The organism is Cerasicoccus maritimus (genome assembly GCA_031296935.1).
GTDB lineage: Bacteria > Verrucomicrobiota > Verrucomicrobiia > Opitutales > Cerasicoccaceae > Cerasicoccus > Cerasicoccus maritimus.
Map to the genome: position 1 here is coordinate 1 of JAVDPD010000050.1, position 15,984 is coordinate 15,984.

Sequence of the window (15,984 nt, forward strand, 5' to 3'; positions counted from 1 at the left end):
CGTCGTTCTTGCATTAGGACCAGACTGATAATCCATGGTCTATCACACAACTGTCAGATTGCCTCGTAACTACTTCAACTAAAGGTTTGTCGGCCAGTTTGTTTATCTTATTCAGCGTAAAATTGCATCCATCATAGCCTATAGTGCTATCTCATAGTGAAAATCTTCGAAAGTTGTAACTGTATCATGTTGGGGCAAATCGATAATTGCAGTTATGCCTTTAGGTAATTCCAAGCGTCCCTTGATTGAAAATGCTTTGCGCTTCCATACTGAATGAATTTTTCCATGTGGGGTTGGTATTGTTACCTCAGCGGAATCACCATAAAAGGTTGGTGCACATAGTATCTGCTTCCAATTGGGCGCTTGCTGGCGGACTCCGCCAATAATCTGCATCAAGTGAAATAAAGGGTGAGCGGACCACGCATGTGAGTGACTTTCATGACCTCGGAGCGGATTAAAGTTCTCCCATGTGGTTCCATGCGCTACCATCGGGGTCCAGCGCTTTCGGATGTCTTCTACCACTTCCAAGCCATAGCCGTATTCAGCTAGAACGGAGTACAGGTACGTGATCCAGTATGCCGATGGTTTGAGTTGCGTGGAATGCTTATCGAGCAAGTAGGCCAAGAGTCGCTGTTGAAGCATTATCTCATTCTTCTCGGGCTGAAGTTGAGTCATGATGGCCAGAGTCTGTGCATGAACTGAGGTTTCATGATCTATCTTGCCATCGCTGGTATAGCCGTCACGCATCAGGCCATCCTTTGAAATGAGCCGCAGTAGGCTTTGTCTCAAGACTTTTGCGCGTTGCTTGCACTCCAGACGCAAGTCGGCTTGGCCGACAGCCTCATACAAAGCTGAGAGCCGATCTAGCGTATAGAGATACCACAAACTGTAAACGCTCGAACAACCTTGCTTGCGCAAATTGGTCCAGTCGAGGAACAACCAGAACCGCTTGTCGTATTTAAGCAGTCCGAGTTCAAGGTCAGTCCAGTCTGCAAAATACTCCAAGGCATGCCTTATCTGTCGTTGATGCTTTAGAAACGGTTCTACCGAACCTGTTTGCCAATAGTAATCCCAGAGGGTTATGATCCATATCAACGTAAAGTCCGGAAGTATACAGTTATGCGCAATGGTAGGTGCGTGTCCATAAGTTACGCCTTCAGGCGTTGTTTGGGTTGCTATTTGCTGAATGCCACGACGGAAAAGTCGTGTATCCCCATTTAAGTAAAAGGTGTTCCATGCTTGTACGCGGGCGTCACCCCACCACTGCGCCTGCTCCCGCCACGGCGTATCCACGTAGGCGTCAAGGCTGCAAACTCGCTGTGTCCAGGCGCAGGTAATCCAGATGGCATTTAATGTATGATCTGATGAAGTGAATTTACCGTTCTGCACCATTGGGTAAACGGCTGAGCGCAACTTAGGGCATATGGTCAACTCATCGGTATTATCTCGAATTGTGAGCACCAGGTAGCGAAATCCGAATGTATGGTAAAAGCTATAGCTGAAGTTGCCGGGTTTACATGTTAGGCGGCTGCTGAAAGCCATGCGGCAATGTGCTTCCGGCGCAAAGTCTGGCGTCAGTGACTCTTCGTCAATTGTCTCATAATAATGGGCTTCAATGATCTCACCACCGCGAGCATTTTCTATGTCTAGTATCAAACTGCCGACATGCAGTTTTCCTAAATCTAAAAGGAGACTGCTCCAGTGACCCTTACCTGTCTTTGGTACGAGGTACGGCTTGGCCACACTCTGCACCTTCATGTGTCCTAACCCTTCGCGGTAGCGATGCACTGCAAGGTTATATGTATTGGTATAATTTACTTTTGAGACGCCTGACGCCTGACCAATTAAGGTGAAGGTATCAATCGTGCGTTCGTCTAGCATCGCGATGTCTCGGGACTCTAGCGTGTGCCACGGCATGGCATTCCAGACGCTACTTTGAAGCTTCTCATGCCATTCACTATCATCGTAGTTTAGTTGCATCCAATCTGAATCTTCCAGATTCAAATCTATTATCTCCTGACTGAATAATTGGAGGCTAACGGGGGCACTTGCTTTTCGAATACCAGACTGTCGACGACTGTTCCATGTCTCGTCCGTCACAATGTTGATCCCGTCAATTTGAGCGAAAACCAGCAATCCAGCGTAGCTTTGGGAGATATACTGGAAGTTGCTGTAACCAGGATTATAGGCCCTGACAGCGATAATATTTTCGCCTTTTTTAAGCCACTTAGCGATGTCGATTTTGTCAACTGACCAACTTTTCTGAAAGCCACGTGCTGGACCGCGGCACACATAGCTTCCATTGATGTATAGTTGGTAAGATTGGTCAGCCGTTATATACAGAGGGGCTTTAGCTGGAGGTGATGATAGCGTAAAGGTTTTGCGAAATAGTGCATAGCCATTATGCAAATCCCAATGCATGCTCTGTGGCCAAATCCATCGCGCAGTTTGGGCAATTCGTGGCAAGGTTTGTAAGTTCATAAATTGAAATCAGACGGGCAACCATCTAGAGTAAAATGTTGGAATCTCGAATATTCCTCTTCTTGCTACGCTGAATGCTGATCTCCCGACAGGGTGCCTCAGCCAATCCGTTAAACATGTGTGTTATGTGTAGTATTAGGTCAAATGACTGCGCTAGCCATCTGTTCGGATCTTCAGACCAATTCAGCATTGAGGTAGGACTCTCCTAGTTCGTCGCTAATGATTAAATTGAGTATTTTCTTTGTTTGAAAATTGAGGGCACTCCGATTTACCTCCCCCATACACCTCGCCTGCCTTTCAATGGTTGCGCAATCTCGTATCATAGAAGGTTAATTGAAGTGCCCTTTAGTAAAGTTATAGCTGGTGATTGGGTTGTTGAGAATTCACTAGCGCTGACCGGATAGAATAAAACTTCGAATGCTGTCTCGCTTAGATTTTGCCCTATCAAATAGAATTAGCAGTGCCTCAGTTAATCCCCGCTTGATATTGACTTTTCCAACGAGTTTATAATCCGCTGCTGCATTGTTGTCCATTGTCATTTTTTCGATACAGATGTATGTCGTGAGATCGAGTTGCTACTAATCAATTTTTCTATGTCCCTGATCCAAGTGCTCGCAAGGCACCATGTGACTTATCTGTAGTTCACATTGATGCTGCTGCGCAAAAATATTGGCTATCGAGCGCAGGGCAGTAGGGGCAAACCGCCATACGCAAAGGCTTTTGGTGCAATCGCGCGAGATGTTTACCAAGTTTCTCAACATTTTCACAGAAATTAACATTATAATTAATTGTCATTTAATTTGACATTCAATCGATAGAAACTTACCGGTTGGGCGAGACGATAGGCATCCGTTTCAATGAACTTTGAGTTTGGCCAGCTCAGTGTTTCAATTGTCATAAAGCTTTGATTGAGATCTGGAGTCCATTGCACTTCATAAGTTCTATATGGTTTCGTGTTCCATCTTAGTGTGCCTTGATGTGAATATGATGTGATAATCGGCTCGAATCTATTTGGATTGACTCCAGAGACATAGGCATCCCGGTTGCTAAGGTTTGGGATGAATGACTGTGCAGAGGCCTCACTTACTTCAATTTCACCAAAATAGGTTAGTTCCCACCAGTCAGGAAGTCCATCACTATCAATATCTGGTGCGCCTAATGGCTGTTCATAGTCAGTTATCAGTATTTCGTCTATGTATGCTGACTGATTGCTGCTGTTAGAAATAACAATATGTTGGATGTTTGTATTGGCCGAATACAGCGCCATAGCTTCACCTATAGTGGTTCCGTTCATGCTAAGGTTCCAGTGCATGTTCTCGTAGTCACAAAAGACATCAAACTGCACCCATGAATTCAGAGGCATTAGGGCGGATGTGTCTATCGGTGTTTGGCCATCGAGAGCAACTAAATGACGATCCGTGTCTACGTAAAATGCTAAACTTGTAGAATTGAGAACGATTGGTGTTGAGGTGGGTGGGGCATTCATCTTCACATACACTCGCAACCAGAGAAGGTCATTAGTTCTTAAGATGTCATGGGCCAGTGTTGTTTCTCCAATGTCCAATGCCTTTAAACCTTCGTGTGTGACCGTATTCTGTACGATTGCATTTCCAGCCAAAACATCCCATTGCTTTTGCCCTCCAATGCTGCCAGTATATGCGTTTTCAAAATTGTCCTCGAGTATTGGGTTGAATAATGGGGTTGTCGGGCTGGTAGCCGCGAATGCCTCTGCAAATGTGGTTGCAACTAGCAAATCTGAGATAGTCCCAGCTTTTTGCCCTCCAAATTGTGATAATTGAAAACTGGCAACTTCGTTTAATCCCGATACGTAATTTCTGAAATAGGATATGTATACGGTGTTATCTTCCTCATTGGGGCTTATCGGATTGACATAGATTTTGAAGCCAGGAGTTGCCGAATCGGCAGTGTATGCCAATACAATTCGATAAGGAGTGTTGAAATACAAATCTGTGGTTCCAAAATTGGCTCCACCTGCGTATGAAGTACTTCCACCGAGCCGGAAGCCGCCTGCGGTAGCGCCATTTGTGGATGCATACAACCGGCCAGCTGTGTATGTTGTGCCATCGCCTCCAAGGGCAGCAAAAAAATCACCAGTACCATCACTAGCATTTATCAGGCTCAGTGTAAGTCCGACGTAGATAGTAGTGTTACTGTGGATGCCTCCGAGGCCAATAGTGGCATCCTCCCCATCTCCCATGAGCGGTACTTCGCCATAATTGACAATTAGTGGGAAGGCCTCTATTGAACCAGTTCGTGTCCATTCTTGTCCTTCTGGTGAGAATTGTTCCGTTAATGATCCATTTGCATATTCGCCAAAGCCGCTCAATAAGATTTCTGCGTGAATCCTCAGACAAAATAAAAAGACCGATGTCAGCGTAAGTGGTAAGTGTTTCGTCATATGGCAACTTCTAATGGTTGGGTTCCTATTGAATGTCACCTAGTTGGCGAGGGTAGCCGAACAAATCTGAGTCGAGTACTTGTGGTTCACCTGTGAACCCATTAACCTCGGTTTCATCCGCCTGCACCAAATAGTCGACAAGTTCATTTGTAGGTGTTGCGCCAAAATTTGGAATTTCCCCCGGTGTGTTTAAGACAGGTTTGTGTTCCATTGTTCGCTGCCAGTGCATTCCTGATGCTTGATTATTGATTATGCTGACACCCTCGGTATGATTCAAAAATATTGCAGGACTAAAGCCATCATTTGGACCAGTTCCGTATATTAGGTTGTCTTTTATCAAATTTGTTCCACCTAGGCCACTCAAGAGTAGCGCCGCTTGCATGTATGCGCTTTGTACATCCTCATTTTCGTTGCCTGATGTAAGCCTGGCGAGCCTCTGTGAGTTAATATTACTTTCACTCTCGGGCCTAAAAATATTGTTTGTTATAGTGAAGTCTCGAAACATACCTGCAGCGCTAGGGCGGGAAGTTGGGTTATAGCTTGGTGAAAATGTTGCAATGGGTGCAGCGCCGCAGCCAGAAAACTCACATTGGCTTACTACTAGATTCCGCATGCCCGGAGCTTGGGCACCACTACGACGCATATCTGCCAGCAGATAGATGCCATTGAAGGCAATGTTTTCAAATTTGCTGTTGGTGATTGTTGCATTTTGAGTGGAAATTATCAATCCACGCGCAAAACTTCCAATGAAACTACAGTTTTCGACACTTAAAGTAGGTAGATCAGAGACACAACACATGGAATCCCCAGTTTTGAGGCCGGCAGGTAGATTGTCGAATGTGATGGTCAGGTTGCTACCATTTGCCGAAGCTGAAATTACAGTTGCATGGAAGTTTGAGGATCCAGACGTATAGGCGGCGTTGATTTCGTTACCTTGATTATAGAATTCGAATTGCTGACCAGCTTTTGGGACAGGTCCGGTGAAAGAGCCATCGGCGGTAGAACAGGTAAGCGTGAATGGAGGATTCGATGGGACCGTGCTTTGAATATTAAGGAATTTGGCCCCATGTAAATTGACGGAATCATCGCCGGTTGCCTCAAATGTGCAGTTTCGCATAACAATGTCCCCGTGGCACAAGGATAGAAATATACCGTCCTTGGCAGTCGAGATTAGGGCTCCCTTGGAAGGTTGTAGCTTGATCCGATCAAATGTTAGGTCTGTGCACTCGCCTGCTTGAATGCCCATTCCGACATTGCTGGCCAGCGTAACATCCTGGATTTTCATATTCGTGTTACGGTAGGCTGCCATAGATGGCGGGCCGTAGGGGCCTCTTAATGCTCCGCCACTAGGGTGGTGAAGTGCCACTTTCTTACCCTCAAGTTGATTGAAAGTGCGAATCAAATGTTCGGTTAGATCTGCATTGTCACCCGATGTGCCGGAATTTGATCGAACTGTTATTGTATACTGTGTAGACAGATTGGAATTTATAGACCAGTCCAGATAGTTGGTTGTAGATTTATCTTTCACTGAAACATTAGACAGTGGCAAACCGCTTATCGGATCAACATCAACAAGGCCTATAACGGCCCAATCGTAACTGTTGGTTAAGGGGGGACCCGCAACAGATACTGTAAATTGCCACTGGTTCGAGTAGCCTGAAATGGGGGGTTGCGTTTGCACCGTACCAACAGTGCCTATTGTTACGGAAGGTCGTTCCCACTCGATTAGGAGATTTTTGATCGTTAGATTATCACAATGCGCGAAGTGAAAAGGGGAAACTGTTGAGTAGTATGGGGAATAGCTGGGCGACGGTAACGATGTGACTGTGGAAAAAAGCGGGAGTTTCACGTCGCTATAGTCGAAGCCGCTTGGTGCAGGCGTGGCACTGGTTATCAGTAAAGTCGAGTCCGAACCCTGAATCACAAGATTATCGATATTATCTACAACGCTGGCATATCTATAGACACCACCATCATAGGAAACATAGGATGAATCGGTTTCTGTTATGCGATAGGTCCCATAAGGAAAAAGTATTATGCATGGTCCTCCATCTTGCTGTGCTGCAGCTATCGCCTGGCGTAAGCCTGGGCCATCGTCAATTGTATCGTCAGGCATCGCGAAATTTGGTCCATTAGTGGGGGCGGTTACATCAATGATTTTTCCGGAGACTTCGCTGAAATTTTCTCCAATGATGAGGTCGTCCATGACAAGCCCTCCTATGCCGCCTTGCTGATTTGATTGCCTTAGGACTATTAAATCGCTGAATTCTGGAGGTCCGATGTCATTCGAACTTATACTTGATGAAGCTTCCGTAAGTGGGTTGACCCATAGTTTAGTTACGTGAGTATTTTTATTTAAACTAACGATCAGGTTGAGCGTCTCTCCCTCTGAGTAAGCTGTCCCTGTTGTTGCTGAGGGTATTGTATCGCTGTAGGAGACACCTAGCCGAAAGCTTGATGAATTGTCACGCTTAATGAATATTAGGCCATGATGACTGCCTGTGCTGTCACTAAAGCATAAAAAGTATTCTCCATCTCCTGCCTCAGGAAGGGCGTTAACTGTTAGCTTAAATCGCGCAAAGATAGTGTCGGATGGCCAGTGTTGCAGATCACCAGAGTCATCCAATGGCTGCAATCGACGAGTCAGTGTATTGCTTGTAGATGCGTTGAGTGTCGCACCTTGATTGGCATTGACCGAAACGTCTGAAGTGCCTTGTGAATCATACCACAAGCCCTTGGACACCTCGGCCAATCTACCTGGTTGGTAGGAAAAAGTGTCGCCAAATCCAGATCCTACTAAAGTTCTGCTAGTCAGTAGAAGAATGGCATACAGGGCAGCGAGAATCGGCGATGATAGATGCATATTCATGTGAATCTGGAGTAGCGGATAATTTCTATAGTTGCTAATTTAGTGAAACGCATGAAGTGCACATTATATGATGCCGTCATGCCTTTTAGTTTGCATCATTAATCGAATTAAACTTTGGGGTAGATCAATTTATGCTTTGAGAAAATTGCCTAGATCAATACGGTTAGATAAAAAGCAACTTGCTAGCTGATGCATGTTTTATTGGTTTTTATAGCCATTTGATTAGAATATCTTTACCGATCCGAGAATATGAGCGGTAGCATATCTAATGAATGCTATCTGGTCGGATCTTTAGACCATTCAGCATTGAGGTAGGACTCTCGTAGTTCATCACTAATGTTGTAATTCAGTATTTTCTTTGTTTGAAAAGTGAAGCGTTTGCCATTTGAACCTGTATTCTCCTCACTCGTAATGAAAAAATAAACCTGAACTCCGGGGCTTAAATTTAGAAAGTTATTGTAGATTAGCTTCCACTCGTTGTTCGTGTTGCTGGCTATCTTACATAGTAGAGTGCTACTTTTCTCTGCTTTATCCGACTTGACGGCATAGCTGTCCCATGGGTCTAGCTCGATCATGGTATCGCCAAGCTTAATCATGGATTTGTGTTTAGTAAAGTTATAGATAATGAGTGGGTTGTTTGAGAATTCACTAGCGCTGGCCGGATAGAATAATCCTCTAATGCTATCTCGCTTAGATTTCCCCGCATCAAATAGAATCAGTAGTGCTTCAGTTAGCCCCCGATTGATATTGATTTTTCCTATAAATTCATACCCCTCATCGGCACTATTATCAATCTTCGTTTTTCGATAAAGATGCATATCGCCTATGCCCTGATAGGTGTATGTGTGGGAAATTTGACTGGCGATTGCTTGGATTTCAATGTAGTTAGTCCCATCCTTGAAGTACACGCCATCGATATCCGAATCCCAGGTAATGATTCTAAACGACAACGATACTTGATCTGTCTGTTGTGCATGTAGGCAGCAGGTCATTAAGAGCAATGCAGTGAGCAGTAATTTCATTTATCCGAGGCTAAATTTGAGTTAAAAAAGTGTGTTGTTTCAATGTGGATGAGCTTCATATAAGCTTTATCGATTACATTAAATTAATCATTGCTTGAAGCGATTGAGCTCAATTGGCGAAAGGGTGAGCCTGATATGATCTAGACTTCGTTAGGAGACAGCCAACGAAAACTGATAACTTTCATTTGGCGACCGAAGCGTGTGTTTTCATCTGATAAACGTTCCGGTTTGTCAGCAGGGCTATTGTCAGTAGGGTTTATGTATTCAGGTATGCGCTGCACAACTACTTCGCACCACGCCTGTGCGGTAGTCTGGCCACTAAAGCTGTCTTTAGTCTCACCGTAAGCTCGTACTACAAAAGTATCTGATCTTACGGTAATAATTGATCCAATTGATGTGAGGATGTCTGCTTGGGTTAGATAGCTTGAAATGCTATCGCTAGTTGAGCCAGTTATATGGCTAGAGTGTGCAAAATCTAAAGTGTTTGCTGATGTCACATCATTTCCAGGGATGGCTTCATTGATGGATGTGTGATCAATGGCGGTTTGGAGTGCACCACTTAATCCATCTGATGCTTTGGAGGCGGTATCATTTACTAAACTGCGATTCACAAAATCTCCAAGCGAAGTAAACGGTCCACGACTTTTGACTTGCTCTACGATTTCGCTCGCTAACTGATCTATTTCTTCATCTGTCAGCTCGCGAAAACCACTCCAAAGATTATCAGAAGCCTCTCGTGGGTTGTAGAAGCGGAAGTGTGGATTGCTGATCGGAGTGTTGCTTAGTTCGGGCAGGACAATGCCGTCCATGCCGGCCAGTACTGCTTTCCAGGCATCAATTGAAACGGAATTTACATTAAATGCGCCATTAACATAAAGCATAGCGGCATTACGAGAGGGATCGTCAAAAGTCTCTTCTTCAGGAAGGTTTTCTAAGAGCTTATAATGAGGATTTTGGGGTTGGTGTGATGTTGGTATTTCGCCTTCAGTATCAATAATTTTGAGAGTGGAGAAGAAATATCCATCCCATAGTGCTTGGTTCAATAAATACGAAGTATCAACAACACTATGATCAATATCTCCAATATAATCTCCACTGCGTGATATGACGCCGTCTCCTCTTGCGTAAAGAGCGTCTCTCGCTATATGTGGTGAGGCCCAGGAGTTGCCTATAGCATAGCTTGGTTCATCAAAGTGGTCACTTATTTTTATGTGCTGGAATTGCGCTAAAGAGTGAAAGATAGTTTCATCGTGTGGGACATCGTAGAGAATGAGTGATTCTGAGCCGCTTCCGGCAGAGTACGAACCGCCGAGATACACCTTCTCGTTATTATCGCCAAAAAAATCGATAACGGGGAGATTTCCTCCTGCATATGGGCGGTAAAATGAGTGTGAGAATCCGTTTTCATCGAGGATATTTTTAGAGTCCATTATCGATGCGCGCATGTTGAAGTTTGCATAAGGACGAATATTATTCGGGCGATCACCATTCATGTCGGGATCGTGGGCGAGTAATCCGTATGCCCCCCACGCTACTTGCTCTTGAGGGCTTGGGTTTGGGATCCCGTAATATAGTTGCTGCTCACCTGTTGTTGATAGGTTTGACTGTTGAATTGGGATTCGACCAGTCATTTGAAAAACGCGATCAGAGATTCCCGATTCGATGCCTCGATTAATATACTTTAAGCGATTCGGTGCTCCAGAGTTGGAGAGTAGACCCTCAACGCTAAGATCATCGACTAGTGCTGCGTCTAGGTAGACGGTGTCGGTTCTCCCAGCGTCTATTACTGACCACCTGACTGTGTCGCCAGGATTGATTAGATAGCGATTTAAGTGCCAGACGAATGCATGTGGCTTAAACCCTGGGGTTAGGCTGCTATTGGAGGCGGTAACTCGTTGAAAATTCTTCCTAGCATCTGGTGTGAAAACTATTGCTTGCCCCGGGGGTATGTCTGGGCATTTGATCGTGAATCTGGGGCCGCCAGTCGGGGTAATGATTGGTGGATCCCCAGCTACTTCTTGATCGGTTTTCGTTGCGATATCAGAATTGAAAGTGAATGTTCGGCCAATTTCATAGTTGTCGGAATCTGGGTACAAATCAGCATTATAGTTTGCCCTCATCATGGGTAGAAAACGCCAGGCTTCCAGTTCTCCGTGGACGTTTTCATCCTGGAGATATGGGTTGGCAAAAAACATGAATCCGTAGTCTCTTCCTTGTAGGGTTGCATTGTAAGGATTGTAGAGAACAACTTGCGGATACAAATTTACAATCAAGCGATTTTCTGCATTAAGGCCTCCTGAAATTCCATATTTGAATGAAGCGATGACTGGACTTATTGCGTGGGTATTTTCGTCACCAGTTCGAGGTGTCAGCATCCCATCCTCTAGTAAGTCGTCTCGCAATTCGTAAAACGACTTCATGTAATTCCAGCTTGGGGCTTGAGTTGCCCAGGGGTCTGATTGGATTGCTTCTGGTGCGTCATAGACTGACTTTTGGTCATATTCTTCTGGTAGGTTTTCCAGTTCGAATAGTGCGGTCATGTCTACTTTGAATCCACCATTTGCTGCATTGGTCAAGAGTCCGTAGGAATCGAAAGAAATATCGTGATAGTGTGACTGTAGGTCTTGTTTGCTTACGTCATCTATTCCTAGTGCAATGGATAATTCATCTATAGAACTAGATTTTGTAACGTTAGGGTAGGCATCAAGATCGCTCGGCAGAATTGAGGAGAGTTGTGAAAAGTTATATGTAGTAGGTAGCAATAAGTTTGCTGCTGTGTTATTTCCTGATGTGTCGTCGCCCAGATTTATTTGTGCTTTAGATTGTTCATCGGATATCCAGTAGGCGTATGATCCATTGCCTGATGAAATCTTTTTCGCATAGACATACTGATTCTCTTGGGACAGTTGCCCGAGCGTTCCACTGCTTACCAAGGGAATGGCGTCACCCGGCCTTAGGTTTGCATCGCGTGCATTAAGGAAGTCATCTTGGCCTGGTGCTCTTGATTCATTCCCGCTTACCAGCCATGTTCGCAGGGAAGGCTGGCCAGTATGAGTGTCCTTTTCCCAAACTCCTGTCCAGTGGGGGTGCTGTACGTCGTCAATTGCAATGCTCTCGGGTGTAGAGTCAAGGATTGCGGCTGAGGCGGTCACCCTCATATCGGGCCCTACGTGCTTCTGAAGCTCACCCAATGCCACAGCTACGGCTAATAGAGCGTTTTGCCGTGCCTGATCCAGTTTGTTTTTCGAACCGGCGGATCTAATTTCAACTGAGACAAGCGTTGCCAAACTAGTCATCAATAACACCTGAAGTGCCATTAGGACCAGCGATATAGCTAAAGCGAATCCTTTTTGTTGACTGGTCTCGTCAATTGGAAGGCGCTTGCTTGAGTTGTCAGGGGAGGAGGAGGGGGATATTGGGCTCATGCGTAACTCTGAAAATCGAGTATTTCTCAATTTGAGTCGGGGTGTCAATTAAGAATATATCAAGAGAGATATTAGTTGACATGTTAATTGCATGCCATTAATCTCGTTAATTATGCAAATACCCCGCATTATGAACTACCCCACTATTAAGCATGCTCTACGCAGCATTTTCCCAATCATAATCTTCATGCTGATTCAATCACTCGGCGCTCAGAAGCTCGTAGTCTATCCCATGGTTTTACAGGAAGATCTCGACCTTGTAAGAGAAGGAAGTTTACCTGGCTATTTCTCAGTTGATCAAAGTGCGTCCGCATCTCTTCTGGCGCAGGTTGAGCGTGATATTAATGGAGGTAAATTTCTTCATGTTCGTGATGCATCTACATCAGATTCAATTGCTATCGACATCCCATTTGACTTGCAGGCGGGTGATGTCACAATTGAGTTCGACTTTACGGCTAATGATTTAGGCAACTCCTGTGGCTTTTACTTTGGAAGCAGCGATGCACCTGGGCCTAATATGGAAATATGCCTTTTTGCAAATTCGGCTAGTGGATTCAGCGCCTTTGATGGTTCAACAATCAGGACGCCTTCGCCAAATATACCTTGTACATTAGGGCAAACTTACCGAGTTACAATTGCTGCTGACATTCCATCCAAGACTTTCGATGTCTACCTCGATGGAAATGTAATCATGTCCGGCTATGACTTCCGTAACGGGGTTCAGGATACCTTTGATTCCATGCGAATATTTACAATGGGCAACTCGCCATTGTTCGATCTCAATTTTGATAATTTTCGCATTTGGAATGAAAACAATTCGGGTCATTACTTTGCTCGTGCGACTGATATTGGTGGTGGCCTTGTAGAATATGAACCATTTTTCTTTTACTCAGATACCGGGTGGGGACTTATAAATCACCTTACCGATGCGGATATTGAAGCATATTTGGAGAACCGGGCAGGCAAAGGTTTTGGTGTTGTTCAATTTATTCTGGTAAGTGGTAACTTTTATGGGATTGATGCTTACGGTAACAGTTTCTGGAATTCTACCAATCCTCTAGTGCCTAATGATGACTATTTCGACCGCGCGGCAAACATTGTAGATTATGCTAACTCGCTAGGACTTCATGTTCTGCTATTGCCCACATGGGGTGATAATGTTACCGAAGATCAACTAATCAATACAAGTAACGCTTACGCTTATGGGAGTTACTTGGGCACTAAATTTGCCAACAAACAAGTTATTTGGTCTATGGGCGGTGACCGTAACCTGCATGGCTCCAATGGTGTCAACTACGGACCAGTGTGGGATCTTCTCGTTGACGGACTTCGAAATGGCGGAAGCGGCGATCAAATGATTACTTATCATCCGCGTGGTAATAGCTCGTCGGCAACATGGTTTCATAATTCGGAATGGCTGGCCTTCAATATGAACCAGTCTGGGCATCGTCGGGTATCAAATCCAGCATTTGTCAGCGATCCCAATCCTAAGGAAACACACATTACAAATAATCGCAAAAAACATCCAATAAAGCCAATATTTGATGACGAAGCAGGTTATGAACAGATTACTGAGGGTCTGGATTTAGGCGATATGAATGATCGACTAACGGCTCATGATATTCGCGTAGCGGCCTATTGTACCGTGTTTAGTGGTGGGGCAGGTTTTGGATATGGCTCTAATGGGGTCTTTCAACCCTCTGTCCAAGCTTATACGGGCACTTGGCTTCCCGATCTTAACTGGTATGGCGCTATGGAAAGGCCTGCAGCGACTCAGCTTGGCTATATGCAGGACGTACTTATTGATGGTCGCCCATTCTTTACACGAATTCCCGACCAGAGCATGATCGTCAGTGGACAGGGTTCCAGTTATCATACTGTATGGGCTACTCGCGATGAAAAGGGTAGTTACGCTATGGTGTATATCGCCGAGGGGCAGGAGGTGTCTTTGGATTTGACTGCATTGGCAGGACACTATGCGCGCGCCTACTGGATGGATCCTGAAACTGGTAATACTACACAGTTGGGCACGGTCGCGTGTGGTCCTCTAGTGGCCTTCACCCCTCCCAGTTCAGGTAGTTTTGAGGATTGGTTATTGATACTTGATGTGCCTGAGCTGGGGTGGGATGGCCCCTGCGATCTGCTGGTCGACAATTTCTCCTCAACTGCACTTGGAAATTTCCCCACTGGATGGACAGGGGCATCAGGTGATGGTATTAGTGGTAGTATAGAGGTGGTGGCAGCTCCTGTGAACTCATCATCTGATCAAGTTGTTCGTATGTTTGATATATCGGATAATCAATCTGTAGCGGCTACACGCAATTTTTCTACCCAAAGTGGTCCGGTTGCAGTTGAGTTCGATTTCTATGGGGTCGCTGACAGCTCACATGTTAATACCGGAAAGGCGTATTTTTACGTAGAGGGGTGGAGTGTTTGTCTTTATGTTGGCCCCGGGCAGTTTAGTTACCATAATGGAAACAAGATAGTGACACTGGATGCTAATTTTCAGAATGGAGTTTGGTATCATATGCGCCTTGAGCTAGATCCTGAAGATAACACTTTCAATTTAATCATTAATGATGAGCGTTTTGATGGGTTGCCCTTCAGGAATACAGTTAGCAGCATATCAAAAATCTCAATGATAAGTCCCACCGATCAGGGCGGACAGACGATTCATTGCTATTGGACTAATTTCAGCGTGAGTCATTGGAATGCTCCTGCTTTCATGGCTAAAGAAAGCTTTAATGATACAGCCAACGGCAATCTGCCAGCGAGTTGGCTTGGCTCGGGCAATGTCGGAAGTTCAACTCTTGGGGTGGTTGATGATCCCACAGATTCGACGTCCCGTAAATCCGTTTTGCGATTATACGATGCCAGCGATGTCGATACTGTGCGTGGCGTTCAGGTGTTCGATGCGCAAAATGGAGAATTCGCCATCGAAATTGATTACTATGGAGGCACCGAGCCTGGTATAACTAATTCACAGGCAACCTATCTCTATATCGGCGGGCAAGCTGTATGTCTATACATTGGTCCTAGCTCTATATCATACCATAGTGGTAGTGGATTTGTTAACTTGGGAGTGGATTGCTCCAATGGTAGTTGGCATCATCTACGGCTGGAAATTGACGTGGTAACTGATACGTTTAACTTAGTTTTTAACGATCAGCGTTTCGATGGCCTGCCCTTCCGAAATGACGCCAGTAGTATTGATTGCATCGACATTATTAGTCCGGCTAACAATGGGGGCGTACCGGTGCTTTCGTATTGGGATAACCTTAAAGTCATGCCAATGCCTTGGTAGATTTCGCAGATCTCAGGTTGTGGCGGCTTCGTTTTAGACGCTCACATACAGGTCGATGCCGCTTTACTGGATGCATTCGATGGGCCTAGATTTCGACGAGGCCGCTAACGACACGGGGTGAGTGAGGTGGTCCCGAACCTCGAACGGGGCACCCCAAGCAATTTGCACTGTTTCTGGATGCTCATGGCTAGCCCTTATCGACTAAGTTCGTCCTCCGGAATAAGGATACCGAGCTTGTCACAGCTGTATTTAAAAAATTTCACCTCCTCCTGGAGCTGGCCGATTTGCTTGTATAAACGTAAGCGCCGGACGTGGCTGGCTCCCCCTTTTTGGCCCACTTGTTATGAGAAGATTCCAGTCGGTTTGTTGTTTAGTGGGTTGGTTGGATTGTTGAGGTTCTGGCGTAGAGAGGCCGTAGGCCGAACGGAGCCGGAACCTGCGGATTGTTGTTTGGCAAATTGGGC

6 protein-coding genes are annotated in these 15,984 nt (G+C 45.2%); 1 reads left to right on the forward strand and 5 read right to left on the reverse strand.

Going from position 1 to position 15,984, the window contains the following annotated elements; all coding sequences use genetic code 11:
- Nucleotides 1–138 precede the first annotated feature (138 nt).
- The 5 genes from RBB62_RS19615 to RBB62_RS19635 all read right to left on the reverse strand — a co-directional run bounded on the left by RBB62_RS19615 (nucleotide 139) and on the right by RBB62_RS19635 (nucleotide 12,216).
- Nucleotides 139–2,481, reverse strand: a complete 2,343-nt coding sequence (locus tag RBB62_RS19615; RefSeq protein ID WP_309400958.1) for an alpha-L-rhamnosidase-related protein — start codon at nucleotides 2,479–2,481, stop codon at nucleotides 139–141.
- Between the two features lie 784 nt (nucleotides 2,482–3,265).
- Nucleotides 3,266–4,900: a hypothetical protein gene (locus tag RBB62_RS19620; RefSeq protein ID WP_309400959.1), complete on the reverse strand. Its 1,635-nt coding sequence runs from the start codon at nucleotides 4,898–4,900 to the stop codon at nucleotides 3,266–3,268.
- A 25-nt stretch (nucleotides 4,901–4,925) separates the two neighbouring features.
- Complete coding sequence (locus RBB62_RS19625) at nucleotides 4,926–7,769, reverse strand: hypothetical protein (RefSeq protein ID WP_309400960.1); 2,844 nt, start codon at nucleotides 7,767–7,769, stop codon at nucleotides 4,926–4,928.
- A gap of 275 nt (nucleotides 7,770–8,044) precedes the next feature.
- Nucleotides 8,045–8,791 carry a hypothetical protein gene (locus RBB62_RS19630; RefSeq protein WP_309400961.1) on the reverse strand — a complete coding sequence of 249 codons (747 nt, stop codon included), beginning with the start codon at nucleotides 8,789–8,791 and terminating at the stop codon, nucleotides 8,045–8,047.
- A 140-nt stretch (nucleotides 8,792–8,931) separates the two neighbouring features.
- Complete coding sequence (locus tag RBB62_RS19635; RefSeq protein ID WP_309400962.1) at nucleotides 8,932–12,216, reverse strand: hypothetical protein; 3,285 nt, start codon at nucleotides 12,214–12,216, stop codon at nucleotides 8,932–8,934.
- A gap of 130 nt (nucleotides 12,217–12,346) precedes the next feature.
- Here RBB62_RS19635 and RBB62_RS19640 point away from each other — a divergent pair, with 130 nt between their 5' ends.
- Nucleotides 12,347–15,520: a glycoside hydrolase family 140 protein gene (locus RBB62_RS19640; RefSeq protein ID WP_309400963.1), complete on the forward strand. Its 3,174-nt coding sequence runs from the start codon at nucleotides 12,347–12,349 to the stop codon at nucleotides 15,518–15,520.
- The last annotated feature ends 464 nt before the right edge of the window (nucleotides 15,521–15,984 follow it).

What these genes read in the sequence shown, in the direction of transcription:
- RBB62_RS19615 (WP_309400958.1), bottom strand. Translation starts at nt 2,481, where the DNA reads ATGAACTTACAAACCTTGCCACGAATTGCCCAAACTGCGCGATGGATT.
- RBB62_RS19620 (WP_309400959.1), bottom strand. Translation starts at nt 4,900, where the DNA reads ATGACGAAACACTTACCACTTACGCTGACATCGGTCTTTTTATTTTGT.
- RBB62_RS19625 (WP_309400960.1), bottom strand. Translation starts at nt 7,769, where the DNA reads ATGAATATGCATCTATCATCGCCGATTCTCGCTGCCCTGTATGCCATT.
- RBB62_RS19630 (WP_309400961.1), bottom strand. Translation starts at nt 8,791, where the DNA reads ATGAAATTACTGCTCACTGCATTGCTCTTAATGACCTGCTGCCTACAT.
- RBB62_RS19635 (WP_309400962.1), bottom strand. Translation starts at nt 12,216, where the DNA reads ATGAGCCCAATATCCCCCTCCTCCTCCCCTGACAACTCAAGCAAGCGC.
- RBB62_RS19640 (WP_309400963.1), top strand. Translation starts at nt 12,347, where the DNA reads ATGAACTACCCCACTATTAAGCATGCTCTACGCAGCATTTTCCCAATC.